Annotated in this window: 18 protein-coding genes; 4 read left to right on the forward strand and 14 right to left on the reverse strand. The window is 61.8% G+C overall.

All coding sequences use genetic code 11. The features are described 5' to 3' along the window. Positions 1 to 71 precede the first annotated feature (71 nt). Entirely contained in the window at positions 72 to 1,049 is a 978-nt protein-coding gene (locus tag X738_RS53125; protein WP_023798262.1) for a putative B6 ABC transporter substrate-binding protein, read from the reverse strand. A 154-nt stretch (positions 1,050 to 1,203) separates the two neighbouring features. On the opposite strand from X738_RS53125, the gene X738_RS53130 reads away from it, so the two are divergent. Beyond that, positions 1,204 to 1,623, forward strand: a complete 420-nt coding sequence (locus X738_RS53130) for a hypothetical protein (RefSeq protein WP_373420402.1) — start codon at positions 1,204 to 1,206, stop codon at positions 1,621 to 1,623. A gap of 39 nt (positions 1,624 to 1,662) precedes the next feature. On the opposite strand, the gene X738_RS53135 is transcribed toward X738_RS53130, so the two are convergent. From X738_RS53135 to X738_RS53170, 8 genes are all read right to left on the reverse strand, one after another. After that, positions 1,663 to 2,673 (reverse strand): ABC transporter substrate-binding protein, encoded by a 1,011-nt coding sequence (locus tag X738_RS53135; RefSeq protein ID WP_023798264.1) that lies wholly within the window; start codon positions 2,671 to 2,673, stop codon positions 1,663 to 1,665. A gap of 33 nt (positions 2,674 to 2,706) precedes the next feature. Beyond that, entirely contained in the window at positions 2,707 to 3,504 is a 798-nt protein-coding gene (locus X738_RS53140) for an ABC transporter permease (RefSeq protein WP_245277616.1), read from the reverse strand. Positions 3,505 to 3,518: 14 nt separating this feature from the next. Beyond that, a complete protein-coding gene (locus tag X738_RS53145; protein WP_023798266.1) occupies positions 3,519 to 4,361 on the reverse strand; it encodes an ABC transporter ATP-binding protein in 843 nt (280 codons plus the stop codon). A gap of 124 nt (positions 4,362 to 4,485) precedes the next feature. Further along, positions 4,486 to 5,415, reverse strand: a complete 930-nt coding sequence (gene fhmpcd1 / locus X738_RS53150; RefSeq protein WP_023798267.1) for a 5-formyl-3-hydroxy-2-methylpyridine 4-carboxylate 5-dehydrogenase — start codon at positions 5,413 to 5,415, stop codon at positions 4,486 to 4,488. Then, positions 5,415 to 6,035 carry a glutathione S-transferase family protein gene (locus X738_RS53155; protein WP_023798268.1) on the reverse strand — a complete coding sequence of 207 codons (621 nt, stop codon included), beginning with the start codon at positions 6,033 to 6,035 and terminating at the stop codon, positions 5,415 to 5,417. Before X738_RS53155 ends, fhmpcd1 begins: the two co-directional genes overlap by 1 nt. Before the next feature lie 25 nt (positions 6,036 to 6,060). Continuing rightward, complete coding sequence (locus X738_RS53160) at positions 6,061 to 6,468, reverse strand: RidA family protein (RefSeq protein ID WP_023798269.1); 408 nt, start codon at positions 6,466 to 6,468, stop codon at positions 6,061 to 6,063. A 9-nt stretch (positions 6,469 to 6,477) separates the two neighbouring features. Continuing rightward, on the reverse strand, positions 6,478 to 7,611 hold the full coding sequence (locus tag X738_RS53165; protein WP_031254596.1) for an LVIVD repeat-containing protein: 1,134 nt from the start codon (positions 7,609 to 7,611) through the stop codon (positions 6,478 to 6,480). A gap of 72 nt (positions 7,612 to 7,683) precedes the next feature. Further along, the gene (locus X738_RS53170; protein WP_023798271.1) at positions 7,684 to 8,835 is read right to left on the reverse strand and encodes a cupin domain-containing protein; all 1,152 of its coding nucleotides are present in this window, start codon (positions 8,833 to 8,835) and stop codon (positions 7,684 to 7,686) included. A gap of 26 nt (positions 8,836 to 8,861) precedes the next feature. Here X738_RS53170 and X738_RS84645 point away from each other — a divergent pair, with 26 nt between their 5' ends. Further along, positions 8,862 to 9,095, forward strand: a complete 234-nt coding sequence (locus X738_RS84645; RefSeq protein WP_156942568.1) for a hypothetical protein — start codon at positions 8,862 to 8,864, stop codon at positions 9,093 to 9,095. A 16-nt stretch (positions 9,096 to 9,111) separates the two neighbouring features. On the opposite strand, the gene X738_RS53175 is transcribed toward X738_RS84645, so the two are convergent. Next, positions 9,112 to 10,740: a GMC family oxidoreductase gene (locus X738_RS53175; RefSeq protein ID WP_023798272.1), complete on the reverse strand. Its 1,629-nt coding sequence runs from the start codon at positions 10,738 to 10,740 to the stop codon at positions 9,112 to 9,114. Positions 10,741 to 10,951: 211 nt separating this feature from the next. Here X738_RS53175 and X738_RS53180 point away from each other — a divergent pair, with 211 nt between their 5' ends. Both X738_RS53180 and X738_RS53185 read left to right on the forward strand, forming a co-directional pair. After that, the gene (locus X738_RS53180; protein ID WP_023798273.1) at positions 10,952 to 11,629 is read left to right on the forward strand and encodes a FadR/GntR family transcriptional regulator; all 678 of its coding nucleotides are present in this window, start codon (positions 10,952 to 10,954) and stop codon (positions 11,627 to 11,629) included. Between the two features lie 46 nt (positions 11,630 to 11,675). Further along, positions 11,676 to 13,220, forward strand: coding sequence for a GMC family oxidoreductase N-terminal domain-containing protein (locus tag X738_RS53185; RefSeq protein ID WP_198032790.1), 1,545 nt, complete (start codon positions 11,676 to 11,678; stop codon positions 13,218 to 13,220). Between the two features lie 73 nt (positions 13,221 to 13,293). Here X738_RS53185 and X738_RS53190 read toward each other — a convergent pair whose 3' ends face one another. From X738_RS53190 to X738_RS53205, 4 genes are all read right to left on the reverse strand, one after another. Further along, positions 13,294 to 14,121: an inositol monophosphatase family protein gene (locus tag X738_RS53190; RefSeq protein ID WP_023798275.1), complete on the reverse strand. Its 828-nt coding sequence runs from the start codon at positions 14,119 to 14,121 to the stop codon at positions 13,294 to 13,296. Next, positions 14,111 to 14,998, reverse strand: coding sequence for a tRNA 2-thiocytidine(32) synthetase TtcA (gene ttcA / locus X738_RS53195; protein ID WP_023798276.1), 888 nt, complete (start codon positions 14,996 to 14,998; stop codon positions 14,111 to 14,113). Before ttcA ends, X738_RS53190 begins: the two co-directional genes overlap by 11 nt. Positions 14,999 to 15,135: 137 nt before the next feature. Beyond that, a complete protein-coding gene (rpsD, locus tag X738_RS53200; RefSeq protein WP_023798277.1) occupies positions 15,136 to 15,753 on the reverse strand; it encodes a 30S ribosomal protein S4 in 618 nt (205 codons plus the stop codon). A gap of 372 nt (positions 15,754 to 16,125) precedes the next feature. Next, entirely contained in the window at positions 16,126 to 16,314 is a 189-nt protein-coding gene (locus X738_RS53205; RefSeq protein ID WP_023717374.1) for a DUF3008 family protein, read from the reverse strand. Between the last annotated feature and the right edge of the window lie 52 nt (positions 16,315 to 16,366).

Consider the following 16,366-nt stretch of genomic DNA (forward strand, 5'->3'; position numbering starts at 1 on the left):
AAAGCCTTGAAACTTGAAATCGGTCCGGAGGGGTGAATTGTCACCCCTCCGGAAACCTGCATTGAAGCGCCTTACTGGGCGACGCTGGTCATCAGCGCCCTGACGGCTGCTGCATCATAGACCGGATCGACCCTGGTCTTGCCGGAAACGATGTCCTCGCGCAGCGTCTGGATCTCCGCCCATACATTGTCCGGGATCGCAGCGGTTTTCAGAAGCTTGACCGAATCGTCCTTGAGGCCGATCGAGTAGCTCTTGGTGCCGAACGTGTCGGCCTTGAGGTCGGCGATCATCGCCGCATAGACAGGCTCGATGTTCCAAACCACCGACGACAGCAGGAAGCCTTTGTCGATCGGCGTCTTGTCGCCGATGACGTCGATGAAATAGACCTTGCCGCCATCGCCGGCCTTGGTCGTCTCGACCGCCTGCAGCATGCCGAAGCTCGAGCCGTTGCCCTGGCCGAAGATGATGTCGGCGCCCGATGCGATCACGCTTTCGGTAACGCGCTTGCCGCCGGCCGCATCGCTGTAGGCGGCGGGTCCGATCACCGCATAGGTGACCTTGACGTCCGGGTTCTCGGCCTTCACACCTTGCGCGAACGCCGCCGACTGCGAGTTCCACGACGGAGGCTCGCCGGACACGACGATGCCGACCGACTTGGAACGCGACATCTTGGCGGCGAGACGGCCGGCAAGGTACGCGCCTTCGTGACCGCTCAGCGTGTAGTCTGCGACGAGCCCAGCCTCCAGGCCGGTCGGCGTGTCGACGATCGCCACTGGCACCTTGGTTTCCTTGGCGATTTCGGGAGCCGCGGTGTTGTACCCGCTGGCATGGGCAATCAACAGGCTGGCGCCGTCGGCCGCCAGTTCGCGCAATGTCGGGCGCACGTCGCCATAGCCGAGCCCCTGCGCCGTCACTATCTCGACACCGGCAGCTTTCGCCGCTGCCTTGGCAGCGTCGATGCCTTGCTGGTTCCAGCCATAATCGGTGCCTTCTTCCGGCGTCAGGATGGCAATGGACTTGACTTCGGCGGCAAGTGCATTACCCAGCAAGAGTCCGCTTAATATAACAGCGCTTACGCTACCCTTAAGGAACTTAGACATGTTACCCTCTCTGTTCGGTTGACCCAAGATATTCTTATTGTTATTGCGCAAAAGCGAGGTAGACTGCCTGAACAATTCCACACGGAGTTCAGGCAAGGTGGTTGTGCGATACATTCTTCCGATAATTCTGGCGTTCACATCGTTCGCCAACGCGGTTGAATTGCGGCACATCACTGTGCGAACCGGCACCGAAGGGCTCGATCCGGTGCCGCTGACGATCTCGAATGCGGGGCGTGAGGCGCTTTCCTGCAATGCAGACTTCGCCCACTGGTATTCGGCCACGATCGCCACCGCGGCGCCTGGCAAGAGCGCCCGTGTCGAGCTGTGGTTCGATCCAGAAACCGGGACATTTGCGATCCTCAACGACAAGCGCGAAAACCTGCCCGTCGAGCGGCTGTGGTGCGGCCTCGCCAGACAGGCATACGCCACGCGCGTGCAAATCGTGCTCGACCGGACCAGTGGAAGAAAGGGGCAAATGGCCGTGACCTGCAGCAGAGCGGACGACAGGCTGGTCTGCCGGTAGACGCTCGCTTTTTGCCAGGTCAGACACCGCCCCCGACCTTCACTCTGCCGCCAGGAATTTGTCGGTAAAGACGTCGTCGGCCGACAGGGCCGTTTTGAGCACGCCCTGATCCGTCAGCGTCTTCAAGGTCTCTTCCCATTGGGTCTTCGTCATCCAGCCGAGGCCGTGTTCCTTCGTCGCCGGGCTGTTGAACGTCGAAGCTATGTCGGCCTTGAGCTGGGCCAGCAGCACATCCTTCTTCTCCGCATAGCCAGGAACGGCCTTGGCGGTGATTTCGGCAGCTTCTTCCGGATGGGCCGCGACATAGTCGAAAGCCTCCCTGTAGGCCTTCACGAAGCGGCGCACGACATCGGCATTGTCCTTGATCATCGCTTCCGAGGTGAACAGTCCCGAGCCATAGGCCTTCCAGCCGTGATCCGCGCCGAGCATGATGCTCAGCGACCCTGGCCCGCCAGCCTTGGCTTCAAGTTCTGGCACTTCGGCGTCGAGATAACCGACGACCGTCTGGACCCGTCCGAGCAGCAGGTAGCTTTCGTACGGCGGCGAGACGCTGTTGAGCGTCATATCCTTCTCGCTCATGCCGTTGGCAGCCAGGAAGCCCCTGAAGAAAATGTAGGTAGAGCCCGCCGGGTGGATGCCGATGGTCAGGCCTTTGAGGTCTGAAGGCTTGGTCAGCTTGAGCGTCTTGGCGAGCGAAATGATGCCCAGCGGCGACTGCTGGTTGACCGCCGCGAGCGCCACGACGGGAACATTCTGCGACCTTGCCACGGCAAGCGTGGGAAGATCGCCGAAGCCGAATTCAGCGTTGCCGTTACCCACCAGCCGCATGGCGTCAGGCGAGCCGGACCCTTTGCGGACCTCGCTCACATCGATGTCGTTCTTGGCGAAGAAGCCTTTTTCCATGCCGACAAAGAACATGGCGTGATTGCCGCGCACCACCCAGTCGAGCTGGACGTTGACCGTGTCCGCCGCCAGCGCCGCGTTCGAGAAGCCAAGCGCGCCGACAAACGCCGCAAAGGTGGCTGCCTTGATAAGAGAGCGTCTCAGCATTGTCTGTTCCCTTGTTTGGTTGTTCGAAAGATCCTAGGCCTGGCTGAATTTCGGCGCCCACGGCACCACGACACGTTCAAGAATTTCGGCTGCGTAGTAGAAGGCGATGCCGAGCACTGAAACCAGCAGCAGCGCCGCGAAAACAAGGGCCGTGTCGAGTTGGGTCGACGCGAATTGGATGACGTAGCCGAGCCCGTCCGAGGCTCCGGCAAATTCGCCGACGATGGCGCCGATCACGCTCAGGGTCGCGGCTATCTTGGTCCCGGCCATCAGGCTCGGAAGCGAATGGGGGACACGGATCCTGAACAGGATCTGGGTCGGGCTGGCGCCGACCGAATTCATCAGCGACAGAAGCGAACGGTCGACCGATTGCATGCCGGCCAGCATCGACAGCGTCACCGGGAAGAAGGCGATGACCAGAATCAGACCGATTTTGGGAGCGAGCCCATAACCGAACCAGAGGATGAAGATCGGCGCCAGCGCGACCTTCGGCACATTCTGGAACAGCACGACGAGCGGGTAGAGCGCGCGGCCCAGCCAATCGAAGCGCACGATGACGAGAGCAAGCGCAATGCCGACTATGACCGAGACAAGAAAGCCAAACAGGATTTCGCCTGCCGTGACCACCGTCGCCTGCATGAGAGTGCCCCACTGTGCGACCACCGATTTCGCAATCTCGGATGGGGCAGGAACGATAAAGGAAGATATCGAGAATATCCGCACCGCGGCTTCCCACACCACGATCGTCACCAGCAGAAGGATAGCCGCCGGAAGCCAGCTGCTCGTTGCCGCGTCCCAGCCGGAAACCGGTTGCGGCGATGAGAGATTCATGAGGGGTTGCCTGCTCACGTCGCGCCTCCCGGCTGGTGACTGGAGCGCAGCATCGTTCGAAGCTGAAGCACCAGCCTGACGAATTCGGGGACTTCGGTCACGGAAGCGTCGCGCGGATAAGGCAGCGGAATGTCCAGGCTCTGGGTAATGCGTCCCGGTTTGATTCCCAGAACATGGACCTGGCGCGACAACTGAATGGCTTCGTCGATCGAATGCGTCACGAAGACGATCGTCTTGCCGGTCCGCTGCCAGATCTCCAGCAGCGACTGGCCCATCGAGTCGCGGGTGATCGCGTCAAGGGCGCCAAACGGCTCGTCCATCAGCAAGACCGCCGGATCGAGCGCCAAAGCCCGGGCGATGGCAACCCGCTGCCGCATGCCGCCAGACAGTTCGTTTGGGCGCTTGTGGGCGGCATCGCCAAGTCCCACCAGATCCAGCATTTCCTGTCCACGTGCCCGCAGCGCCGAGCGCGACATCGATTTGTCGGCGATGCCGAGCAGCATCGAGGCATTGTCGACGGCGTTTTTCCACGGCAGCAGATTGGCATCCTGAAAGACCAGACCGATCATCCGCTTGCGCGCCGCTTCGCCTGGCGAAACGCCGGCAACCGAGACGCTGCCGCTGCTCGGATTTACCAACCCAGCCAGCACTTTGAGCAGCGTACTCTTGCCGCAACCCGAAGGGCCGATCAGGGAAACGAACGAGCCTTGCGGAACTGCAAGGTCTATATCCCTGAGGATCAGCTGCCGGTTGCGATCCGTGCCCATGACCACCGAAACGCCTTTGGCGGAAATGAGGTCGTCGTGGCGGATGTGGGTCGGTCGGCCGCCGGCGGGTCGAATGGTTTCAACCTGCATGGTCGATCACCCCATGCATTGTGATTGGCCGCAGCAGCGCTGTCTTGATGGCACAGTCCGCATGAACGGCCAACCGGGTGAAGTCCCCGGCATAGCCAGCCTCATGCCTAACTCGTGCCATCGGCTACTCCCGGCCCTCGAGGATGCGTCGCACCGCGACCAGCTTGCGCGCCCGTTCGCCTTGCAGCGCCCTTATCTGCTCGGGCGTATAGGAGAACATGCCTTCGCCCGACTTGATGCCGAACTTCGATGCACCGGTCTTCTCCAGCACCATCGGCGCCACATCATCCCGATTGGAGAGATCGGCGTTCAGGAACGAAGAGACGGATTTGTAGATATCGAGGCCGGCCATATCGAGCAGTGCCATTGGCCCGATGACGGCGATCTTGTAGCCGATGCCCCAGGATACGCAGGTGTCGAGATCCTCCGGTTCGATGACGCCGCGCTCGACCAGATCCACCGCTTCACGCAGCAGTGCGTAAAGCACGCGATTTTCGACGAAGCCGGGAACGTCTTTCTTCACGACCACCGGCAACAGCCCGATCGAGCGGATCAGGTCGCGTATCGTCGCCACCGTTTCGGGCGCGGTCTTCTCGCCGCCGATCACCTCGATCATCGGGATGATGTGCGGCGGGTTCGACCAGTGCATGCCGACCATCCTGTCGGGGTGCGAGATATGGGCCTGCAGCTTGGTGATCGGAATACCCGACGTGTCCGAGGCGACGATCACCGAAGAGCCGATCAGCGGGTCGATGGCGCGATAGGTTTCGGCCTTGGTGTCGATATTCTCAGGCACATTCTCGATGACCAGTTCCGCCCCATCGACGGCCTCGGCGATGGTGCGGACGAAGCGCACCGTGCCGGCGCCCGTTGCCGGCACCTTGATGTCGAGACGGTCCAGAACCCCGCCGGCGATGTCGAGCGTGCCGCGGGCGCGTTCGACCGCGACATCGGAAACATCGTACGCCGCCACGTCGAGCCCGCCGCGCGAAAGCCGCGCGGCGATGCCCGGACCCATCGTTCCCAGTCCGATGAGAGCGGCGCGCTTGATCATCATGCGGCCTTTGCGGGAGCCGCAGCGGTTGCCGCCTTGAAGGCTGGACGAGCGGCGATTGCGGCGACCCAGCGCTCGAGATTGGGCAGCGACGGCCGGTCGATCTTGAAGTCGATGCAACGTTTCAGGATCGGTGCGCAGGCGACGTCGGCAATGGTCAGCTTTCCCAGCGCCAGGAATTCCTTGCCGGCCAGATGCCCGTCGATGATCTTGAGCTGCGCCACCAGGTCCTTGACCTGTTCCTTGTATTCGGCGGTCTGTTCCTCTGGCGTCAGCTTGGCGCCCTTGAAGGCAGCCATATAGCCGGGATTGACCGCCGCCAGCAGAAAATCCATCCAGCGCTCGACCTCGGTCTTTTCCGCAGGGGTGGCGCCATTCAGCCGCTCACCGCCGGATGCCGCGAGATAGCGCAGGATGGTGTTGGACTCCCAGATCACGGTGTCGCCGTCGACCAGCGTCGGGACTTTCGACGTCGGATTAAGCGCCTTGTATTCGGCCGTCTGGGTGTTTTCGAACTGGCGGCCGTAATCTTCGCGCTTGTATGGCGCCCCAAGCTCTTCGAGCATGAAGAGCACCTTTTGAACGTTGCCCGATGTCTGGCGGCCTAAGAGCTTGTACATATCATCTCCTCGATTGTGTCGTGGCCTACTTGCCGGCCGGCAGCGGCTTGTAGACGATAGCGTCCATTTCGATCTTGGTATTGATGACGGCCTTTGCCTCCACCGTTGTGCGCGCCAGCACCGCGTCGCCGATCCCTTCGAGAAACGCCTTGTTGTAGCGGCCGAAGTCGCGCGTATCCTCGAGATAGGTGGTGATCCGCACGACATCGGAGAGCGTTGCGCCCTCATCGGCAATGACGCGCGCGATGGTCCTCAGCGTCGCCAGCGTCTCTTCCTCGATCGTGCCGCTGATCATGTTATTGCTCTCGTCCTTCGGCACCTGGCCGGAGACGAAAATGAAATCGCCGGCACGCACCGCCGGATGAAACGGCAGGTTCGGATTCTTCTTGCCAATGGCGTAGTGGCTGGCGGATTTTCGCGTGCTGTCGCTCAACCTATCCCCCTAGAGAACGCTGGTTTCGATGATATCGACGCCACGGACGCGGTCGATAAGGTAGACGATGCCGCGATCGTCGATGGTGACGTCGTTGGAAGACGATCGCTCGGCGCCCTCAGGCGCATCGGGCACGAAATGGCCGACCTCCTTGGGTGCGAACGGGTCGGCGATGTCGACCAGCCGCAGCCCCTGGGCGAACCATGCAAACGGAATGATGGTGCCCTTGAACCGCTCGGAAGGCTGATGGCAGCCGGTCATAGGCGGTTGTGGTTCGCCATCCGGGTCGAGGCCAGGCACCTGGAAGGTCGAGATCGGCAGCGGGTTCGTCTCGTCGGTGATGTCGTAGATCCAGGTGAAGGCCGGCGGCGAAGGTCGGAGCTTGGCGACATCCTCGTCCGCCACCACCATGATGTTGCGGCCCTTGAGGGGCTGCGGGATCGGCAGGCATGTGTGCGTGGGATGCGGGAAGCTCGGGCTCGAATTGACATGCGAGACAAGCTTCGGCTTCGAAATGTCGGAAATGTCGAGGATGAACAGGCCGTGATGCCAGTAGCTGACATAGAGCCGGTCGCCCATGCGTAACGGATGGTGGCAGCGCGGCGTGACGTAATCATGCCACGGATACTCTTCGCCGCCGCCGGTCCATTGCCCCGGTATCCACCAGCGGCCGATTTCGACCGGATTTACCGGATCGATCAGGTCGAGGATCATCACGATGTTGCCGACATAGCCGTCGGCGGTCGGCGAGATATAGGCGTAGCGGCCGTCATAGTCGTAGCGATGCACGCCATGGCCGGCGGTTATCCACTTCGAGATCAGCCGCGGCTCCGCCGGTCGGGTCGTGTCGTAGAGCGCCAGGCCGCCGCCGAAATCGGCCGGGCCCGCATTGCCGAAGCGCTCGTGGTTGATGATCATCAGACCGTCCTGGGCGCGCACCTTGTGCGAGTGCCAGCCGGGCGGAACGTCGATCGTCGCGACCTTCTTGGGATTGCGCGGATCGGAAATGTCGACAAGCGTCGTGCCGCTCGGCGGACGCATGTGGCCGATATAGAGAATGTTGCCGTCGACCCAGACCTGACCACCGCCCGGACAGTCGACATGGCCGATCTGCTTTGTGTTGAACGCCGAAACCAAATGCATCCGCCCTTGCTGCTGAACCGTCTCTTTCGATGTCCGCGCCATTATGGCGGCGCGGACGGTTTCCGCTGCAAACTAGACGATGCGGAGCAGATCGCCGGCCTGGTTGCGGCCCCAGCGCTTGTAGAGCAGCAGCGCCTTCTGTGTCGGCGCATCGGTCGCGCCGAAGAAGATGACCGGCTCGGTCGAGGAGCCATTGATATGCTCGACCCAGCAACCGCCCGGTATGGCGATCGTGTCGAACTGGTTCCAGTCGTAGCGCTTGCCGTCGATCATCGAATGGCCATTGCCGCGGAACGGCGCCAAGAGCAGGCTGGCGGTCTCGCGCTGCGGCAGCGTCTTTTCGCCCGGCCGCAACATCTGCACGTAGAAGTTGATCGTGCGGAAGACCGGGCCGCCGGTGGTGGGGTCGACATAGTCGATGACGATGCCTTCATGCGGATCGCCGTCCCAATCCTTGTGCGCGTCGAGGATCGCTTCCATCTTTTCCCAGCGATAGACATACATCGGCGACGACAGGCCGCCGCCGCGCTTGTGGTCGACGAAGCGCGGCATCAGGCCGCCCTCGCCATAGATTCGCTGCGAATAATTGCTCGGAAAACACGCGGTCTGCACCTTCTTCTCGACTTCCTTGCCGTCGACCATCTCGGTGTATTTGTGATCGAAATGCACCGCGTGCAGCGTCTCGACCAGCGGCAGGTCGAGGACCGAAAGGTTGACCGCCTGTTCGCCGCCGACCGTGCCGTGATTGTGCCAGGCGTCGTTCGGCGTCAGCACCATGTCGCCGGGGCCGAAAACCACGTCCTCGCCCTCGACGCCGGTAAAATTGCCCTTGCCGGTCAGGCCAAAACGTATGGCGCTCGGCGAATGCTTGTGCGGCGGCATGATCTCGTCCGGATCATTCAGGCGGTAGGCGGTGTACATGGTGCTGACCGAGGCGCGCTTGGGCGCGAGCCCCGGATTGACCAAGATCAGCGACCGGCGCTCGCTGTCGTCCATGGTCACCAGTTCGGCGGCGCGCTGCAGCAGCGGCTCGATATCGGCATAGGACCAGACGAAGGGGATCGCCTTCGAGGTCGCCATGAGCTGCTTGATCTCGTCGTGATCGACGCCTTCCGACGTCGCCCAGAACGGGAACATATTCTTTTCGTAGAGGGCGTCATAAAGGCCCTTCAGCGCTGCCTTCTTGTTGGTGACGGTAAGGTCTGCCGGTTGCGCCAAGGACATCTCTGACACCTCTCTTCACGAAGAAAATGCGTTTAACCAACTCAACCGTATTCGGATTGGTTTTTCTGGACAATCCCAAAACTGAGAATTTTAAAAATTTTTGGTTGAGTGCTTCTATGGAGGCCGAATGGCCCCAAAAGGGGCAAAAAAGTCGAAAAGATGCGAGAAAATGGCCGGCGGATCGTACCATTGCGGCCGTGGCAATCGCTCGGCAGCCCAACCAACTCGAATTTTGTTTTCAACCAAAGGAACTTGGTTGAACCCGGGCGACAGCAATCAGGCGGCCATGCTTTGTTCAGCACGGCCGCGGATCAGGTCCGAGGCCTTTTCGGCGATCATGATGACCGCCGCATTGATGTTGCCGCAAACGAGATCCGGCATCACAGAAGCATCCACCGCGCGAAGGCCGGCAACGCCGCGCACCCGTAGTTGCGGGTCGACCACCGACTCCGCGTCGACACCCATGCGGCAGGTGCCGGCCGGATGATGCACAGTGATCGAGGTGTTGCGAATATGCTCATCGATCTCATCGTCGCTCTGGCATTGTGAGCCCGGAAAGAACTCCGAGGCGATGAACGGCGTCATCGACGGTTGTGCAGCGAGGTTGCGCGCGACGCGGAAGCCGGCGCGAAGCGACTGCCAGTCGCGCGGCGAAGACAGGAAATTCTGGTGGATCAGCGGCGCGGCCAACGGGTCGTTCGACGCCAGTTCCACACTCCCCCTGCTCTCCGGCTGGACGGCGACGATGCGGGTCGCAAAGCCATCGGCGAAGGAAGCTTTGAATGGCGGCATGTAAGGCCATGCGGCAAGCGGCGCAGCCGTGAAAAGCAACTGAACATCCGGCAACGGCCGGCTTGCATCGCTTTTCAGAAACGCCACGACCCCGCCAGGCACATCTCCCGAAAAGCCCTTTCCGGTAAAATAGGTCTTGACGAAATCCAGCCCGATACGATCGGCCCGCATCATCTTGTGGAATGGCCCCGGCTGCTTGCGCCGATACATCAGAATGACCGAGACATGGTCCTGCAGGTTCTTGCCGACCTGCGGACGGTCTACTTTCGTCTCGATACCATGCGCGGCGAGCTCGCCGCTATCGCCGATCCCCGACAGCATCAGCAACTGCGGCGTGTTGATGACGCCGCCGGCAAGCACGACCTCATGCCGCGCCAGCACCTGGTGGGTCGCGCCGCCCCTGGTATAGGCGATGCCGGTCGCTCGCCCATCCTTCAGCACGATCCGCGTCGCCATCGCGCCGGTCAGCACCTTGACATTGCTGCGGCGCATGGCGGGACGCAGATAGGCCGACGCGGTCGAGCAGCGGCGACCGTTTGCGATCGTCATCTGCAGGCGGCCAAAGCCTTCCTGCACCGGGCCATTGTAATCGTCGGTCTGGGGATATCCGGCATCCCGGCTCGCCGTAGCGAAGGCATCGATCAGTTCGTCCTTGTAGCGGCAGAACTGCGTGTTCAGCGGCCCGCTGCCGCCGCGATAGTCGCTCTCGCCTTTTTCCCAGCGCTCCTGATTCTTGAAATAGGGCAGCACCTTGTCGAATGACCAATCGGTGAGACCGCTGGCCGCCCAGCGGTCGTAATCGCCGCGATTGCCGCGCACATAGGCCATGGCGTTGGTGGAGGAGGAGCCGCCGATGACCTTGCCGCGCGCACATTCGACCTTGCGTCCGCCGACATTGGCCTCGGGCTCGCAGAAATACATCCAGTCATGACGGCGTTCGGTCAGGATCTTACCCCAGCCGAGCGGGATGTGGATCATCGGATCGCGATCCCAGTCGCCAGCTTCCAGGAGCAGCACGGAAACATCAGGATCTTCGCTCAGGCGGTTTGCAAGCACGCAGCCGGCCGACCCGGCGCCGACAATGACATAGTCGAAAGTTTCCCCAAACGGCATGCACTGTCCTCGGGAGAAGACGGCCCCGCCGAGATATGAGCCGTCAAAGAAACAACTGCGGTACTCAACCATCGCGCAACTGGTGTTGTCAACCACCGGGCGCAGATGTAGATTGGTTGAGTTGGTTGAGTGCTGTTCTCATCGATTCCGTGTCACAACTTGATATCGGGACGTCGAGTCGACCGCTGCCGATCAGACAGGAGATTTGGTTTTGAGCACATTCGAGTCGCAGGTCGTATCGTCGGACCTCGACGACATCATCGCAGCGGTCCGCCAGTTGCAGCAGGGTGGCGGCAAGCTTCCTTCCGAGCGTGACCTTGCCGAACATCTCAACGTGAAACGTCATCAGCTTCGCAAGGCGCTCGAGATGCTGCGCCAATCAGGTGATTTGAAACCGACGCGCGCCAGGCGTGCGCCGACCGCCCTGCCCCGATATGGCGAAGAACTTGTCAGGGTAACCAACCCCATCGAGGTTCTGGAGTTGCGCCTGCTCATGGAACCGGGCCTCGCCCGGCTGGCATCGCTGCGCGCGTCCTCGTTCGAGACGGCCCGGATCATCGATGCGGCAACCACGCCGGAGAATGCCTCGTCTGGCGCGGTCGATTTCGCTTTTCATTCCGCCATTGTTGCTGCCGCCCGCAACCATCTTGCCGCCGAATTCTACAAGATGCTGCGCCAGGTCGGGGTCGATGCGCGGGTGAAGGTCGCACGGACCGCAGCGCCCACCTGCCCTAAGCGGATCGCCGAGCGCGACGGCGAACATCGTCTGATCGCGGAAGCGATCTCGAAACGCGACCCCGAAGCAGCCGAAGCGGCCATGCGCGCGCATTTGCTATCCGTGCAAAGACGAATCACGGAACGGTCGAATGCCGGCGCTTTTGCGGCATGAGCGTCTCGCTTTCTAGCCAGACAGCCTGCTCGCGGGAATTTTCAAATTGATGGGTCATTTCGACGTGCTGGTCGTCGGCGCCGGATCTGCCGGCTCGGTGGTGGCTAGCCGGCTAAGCGAGGACAGCTCGTGCCAGGTCGGCCTGATCGAAGCCGGGGCCATGCCGTCCGATCCCGATATCGCCGACCCTTTGAAATGGACGATGCTGCAGGGCCGCGCTTATGACTGGGCTTATCGGACGGTGCCGCAACCCTTTACCGCAAACCGCGTCCACGAATGGCCGCGCGGAAAGATCGTCGGCGGTTCTAGCTGCCTGCATGCCATGGCCTATGTGCGTGGCCATCCCGATGATTTCCGGCCCTGGGCAGTAGCAGGCGGCGAGCGCTGGTCCTTTTCGGGCTTGTTGCCGGGCTTCGTCCGCAGCGAAGCTTTCACCGCCTTCGACGCGCCGTCGCGCGGCCGCAGCGGACCGTTGGACGTCTATCTGCCGGATGCGGAGGTCAGCCCCGTCGTCCGCGCCTATATAGCCGCTGGACAGGCCATGGGGATCCCCGCCCTTACCGACCACAACAGCGGCGAGCTCGCTGGCACGAGCCCTAATTCGCTGAACATCCGCGCCGGCAAGCGCCTGAGCGTCGCCGACGCCTATCTGCCGCCGGAGGTCATGGTGCGACCGAACCTCGCTCTGCTCACCGCTCACGAAGTCGAGCACCTCGTGCTGGAAGGCCAGCGGGCCACGGGTGTGGCTGTCGTGTGCGATGGGGAGAGCATGACGATCTCCGCCGACAGGATCATCCTTTGTGCCGGCGCGGTGTCGTCGCCGCTCATCCTCATGCGATCGGGCATCGGCGATCCGGATACGCTGAAGCGGGCGGGGATTCGCTGTCGTGCCGACCGGCGCGATGTCGGCCGCAATCTGCAGGACCATCTGCTGGCCCTTGGGAACGTCTACAGCACGAAAAAGCCGCTGCCCCCGTCGCGCCTGCAGCACTCGGAATCGCTGATGTATCTGCACGGCAGCGACCCGACCCGTTCGACGGGAAGCCCCGATATCGTACTCGCCTGCGTCGTTGCTCCATCGGCCGCAGTGGGCTTGGATGCACCGCCCTACGGCTCGGCTTTCACGATACTATGCGGCGTCACCCAGCCGACCAGTCGTGGGCGCATCGCACCGAGCGGGCCGGGCCGAAACGATGCACCGATCATCGATCCGCATTATCTCGAAACCGAACATGACCGAGCCGTTTTCCGGATAGCGCTGAAGACGGCGCGCGCGATTGGCCATCATCGAGCGCTCGACGAGTGGCGCGATGTAGAAATCCTGCCGGGATCACAGGTGCAGTCGGACGACGGGCTTGACGCTTTCATCGCCAGCGCTGCCTCCACACATCATCATCCTGCCGGCACGTGCAGGATGGGCGGGGATGCCGACGCAGTCGTCGACCCGGATTTGCGGCTGAACGGCTTCGACAACGTCTTCATCGTCGACGCGTCGGTGATGCCGACGATCCCGAGCGGACCCATCAATGCCGCGGTAGTCGCCATAGCGGAAACCTGGGCGTCAGCCCCGCCTAAAGCGCGTCGCGTTTGACCGCCGCATTAGCGGATGATCCCAAAAATCGGATCGGCCGGGCATGGCCCGAATCGGATCGATGCCAAACGGCCTATTCCGCCCACAGTTCCCGGCGCAGTTCGCGCCAGCTTGCTTCGTCCGGTGCGACAAGAAGGCCACCGCCGACATGCGAAGGCCGATAGGTGGTACCGTCGAAACGCGCGGCGTAACCACCTGCCTCGGCATGGATCAGCACACCGGCCAGATGATCCCACGGCATCAGCTTGTTGTAGACGATGAAGTGGGCGTGGCCGCTCGCCAGCAGACGGTATTCGTGAGCCGCGCAGCGATAGCCGAATTGCGACAAGGATTTCGTCTGGTTGCGCGCCAGCCGTGACCGTTCCGGCTCGGGCATATATTGCCAGGAAACCGCGCCGGTCATTTGCGAGAGCGGCGCAGGCTCGGCGACATGCACCTTCTCCAAAGTGCCATGCGCATGCCGTATGTGGCTGCCAGCACCGCTGGCGCCGATCAGCCAGTCCTTGCCGATGGGATCGTGAATGATGCCGGCGACGGTCTCGCCCTTCACCACGACGCCCAGCATGACGCCGAACAGCGGCACGCCGGAGGCGAAATTGAAAGTGCCGTCGACCGGATCGATGACGAAGGCGAGATCGGCTTCGCCGAGGCCCTGGAGCAGCGCCGGGTCGTCGGAGCAGGATTCCTCGCCGACGATCATCGCCTGCGGGTAGCGTTCACGCAGCCTGACGGTGATGAGCCGCTCGGCACTCACATCGGCCTCCGTCACCAGATCGGCTGCCGAGGTCTTCTGGCGGATGTCACCCTCATCCAGCCGGCGAAAGCGCGGCATGATCTCGGCAATGGCAGCGTCGGACAGAAGCGTGGCGAGCCAGTCGATCGCGGTATCGTCAAATGTCATCGGGAATGTCTTGCCTTGCGGTCGGGGTCTCGTTGAGGGCGGCGAAATCGAACAGCTTTCTGTCGAGCAGATGCGAGGGCCGCACATTGGTCATGGCGTGGATCATCGTGTCCTTGCGGCCGGGCATGCGCTTTTCCAGGTCGTCGAGCATCGCCTTCATCGCATTACGCTGCAAGCCGTCCTGGCTGCCGCACAGATCGCACGGGATGATCGGGAACTTCATGGCGCCGGCGAATTTTTCGAGATCGGCCTCGGCGCAATAGGCGAGCGGCCGCAGCACCATGACGTCGCCGTCGTCGTTGAGCAGTTTTGGCGGCATGGCGGCGAGGCGCCCGCCATGCAACAGGTTCATGAAAAAGGTTTCGAGAATGTCTTCGCGGTGGTGGCCGAGCACCAAAGCCGAGCAGCCCTCCTCCCGCGCGATGCGGTAGAGATGGCCGCGCCTGAGCCGCGAGCACAGCGAACAATAGGTGCTGCCCTGGGGAAGCTTGTCGGTCACCACCGAATAGGTGTCCTGATATTCGATGCGGTGCGCAATGGCGTATGTGTTGAGATAGTCGGGCAGAATGTGCTTTGGAAAGTTCGGCTGGCCCTGGTCGAGATTGCAGGCCAGCAGGTCGACCGGCAGCAGCCCGCGCCATTTGAGGTCGAGCAGCAACGCAAGCAGGCCGTAGGAATCCTTGCCGCCGGACAAGGCGACCAGCCAGCGATCGCCGGGCCTGACCATCGAAAAATCGTCGATCGCCTGACGGGCGAGACGCAGCAGCCGCTTGCGCAGCTTGTTGAATTCGACGGAGGACGGCACATCGGCAAACAGCGGATGAAAGCCGCCTGCGGCGTCAGTGATCGGTTCGATTGTTTCTGGCAGCATGTTCATGGCGCGGCGGCCCCAAAAATCCTTGTTGCTGCCCGGAGTAGCGCATCGGCCCGAAAATCGAAATCGATTTTCGGAGCCCCAAAGAAAAGGCCGCCTCGAGGGCGGCCTTCGATGATGTCGCAGATGAAAAAAATCGATCAGCGCGAATAGAATTCGACGACCAGGTTCGGTTCCATCTGCACGGCGAAGGGAACATCCGACAGCCCGGGGATGCGCCCGAAGGACGCCGTCATCTTGTTATGATCGACCTCGATGTAATCAGGCACGTCGCGCTCAGCCAGGCCTACCGATTCCAGGACGATCACCAGCTGCTTCGACTTTTCGCGCACTTCGATGACATCGCCCGGCTTGCAGCGGTACGAGCCGATGTTGACGCGCTTGCCGTTGACATTGATGTGGCCGTGATTGACGAACTGGCGAGCGGCAAAAATGGTCGGCACGAACTTGGCGCGGTAGACGACCGCGTCGAGACGCGACTCGAGCAGGCCGATCAGATTCTCCGAGGTGTCGCCCTTGCGGCGGTTCGCCTCTTCATAGACCTTGCGGAACTGCTTTTCCGACACGTCGCCGTAGTGACCCTTCAGCTTCTGCTTGGCACGCAGCTGCAGGCCGAAATCGGAAAGCTTGCCCTTGCGGCGCTGGCCGTGCTGGCCAGGACCGTATTCGCGCTTGTTGACCGGGGACTTCGGGCGGCCCCAGATGTTTTCGCCGAGACGGCGGTCGATCTTGTATTTCGCGGATTCGCGCTTGCTCATCGCATTCCCTTTCAAAAAGACACACCCGGCACCTCATGGTCCGGGTGAAGGAAACGCGCCCTCCTCTGGCCCCCGTTTTCGAGACCTGACAGGGTTCTCCCACGCAACGCGGCGGAAAACCCACGGGACACGTCATTCTAGACAAGACTCCGGGAGGAATAGAGCGGCTTCCCAAATGTCTTGCGCACATAAAGAAACCACCGGACATTGCGGCCCGGTGTTGGTGGGCTGATTAAACGGAGATTTAACTGGTGTCAAGCTCGCGGCAGTTCGCGGCTGGCGTCGGTGATGGCAGCCGCGGCCCGTGCGCGCGTGCTGGACCGCGGCTATCCAAACATGGGACCGATACCGACCTCGGCTGCGGACGAGCGGCTAGTGTTTCGATTTCTTCTCGGGCAGGCCCTTGCGCTTGGTCTCGGCGAACTCCTCGAGCTGCTTTTCGCTCATCGATTTGTACATTCCCTTCGAAGCGCCTTTGAGCTCGCTCTTCTTGGTCTCGCCACGCTTAGCGGACAATGCCGCTCCGGCGGCTTTCTGCTGGGCTTTTGAAGTGGCTGGCATGATCGTTTCTCCCGTCTTGCGACGAGGGAAAAACGCAGCGGTCGGGATGATG

Source organism: Mesorhizobium sp. L48C026A00 (genome assembly GCF_000502375.1).
Lineage (GTDB): Bacteria > Pseudomonadota > Alphaproteobacteria > Rhizobiales > Rhizobiaceae > Mesorhizobium > Mesorhizobium muleiense.

What these genes read in the sequence shown, in the direction of transcription:
- X738_RS53165 (WP_031254596.1), bottom strand. Translation starts at nt 7,611, where the DNA reads ATGCATTTGGTTTCGGCGTTCAACACAAAGCAGATCGGCCATGTCGAC.
- X738_RS53140 (WP_245277616.1), bottom strand. Translation starts at nt 3,504, where the DNA reads ATGAATCTCTCATCGCCGCAACCGGTTTCCGGCTGGGACGCGGCAACG.
- rpsD (WP_023798277.1), bottom strand. Translation starts at nt 15,753, where the DNA reads ATGAGCAAGCGCGAATCCGCGAAATACAAGATCGACCGCCGTCTCGGC.
- X738_RS53175 (WP_023798272.1), bottom strand. Translation starts at nt 10,740, where the DNA reads ATGCCGTTTGGGGAAACTTTCGACTATGTCATTGTCGGCGCCGGGTCG.
- X738_RS53145 (WP_023798266.1), bottom strand. Translation starts at nt 4,361, where the DNA reads ATGCAGGTTGAAACCATTCGACCCGCCGGCGGCCGACCGACCCACATC.
- ttcA (WP_023798276.1), bottom strand. Translation starts at nt 14,998, where the DNA reads ATGAACATGCTGCCAGAAACAATCGAACCGATCACTGACGCCGCAGGC.
- X738_RS53170 (WP_023798271.1), bottom strand. Translation starts at nt 8,835, where the DNA reads ATGTCCTTGGCGCAACCGGCAGACCTTACCGTCACCAACAAGAAGGCA.
- X738_RS53135 (WP_023798264.1), bottom strand. Translation starts at nt 2,673, where the DNA reads ATGCTGAGACGCTCTCTTATCAAGGCAGCCACCTTTGCGGCGTTTGTC.
- X738_RS53155 (WP_023798268.1), bottom strand. Translation starts at nt 6,035, where the DNA reads ATGTACAAGCTCTTAGGCCGCCAGACATCGGGCAACGTTCAAAAGGTG.
- X738_RS53190 (WP_023798275.1), bottom strand. Translation starts at nt 14,121, where the DNA reads ATGACATTTGACGATACCGCGATCGACTGGCTCGCCACGCTTCTGTCC.
- X738_RS53205 (WP_023717374.1), bottom strand. Translation starts at nt 16,314, where the DNA reads ATGCCAGCCACTTCAAAAGCCCAGCAGAAAGCCGCCGGAGCGGCATTG.
- fhmpcd1 (WP_023798267.1), bottom strand. Translation starts at nt 5,415, where the DNA reads ATGATCAAGCGCGCCGCTCTCATCGGACTGGGAACGATGGGTCCGGGC.
- X738_RS84645 (WP_156942568.1), top strand. Translation starts at nt 8,862, where the DNA reads ATGCGTTTAACCAACTCAACCGTATTCGGATTGGTTTTTCTGGACAAT.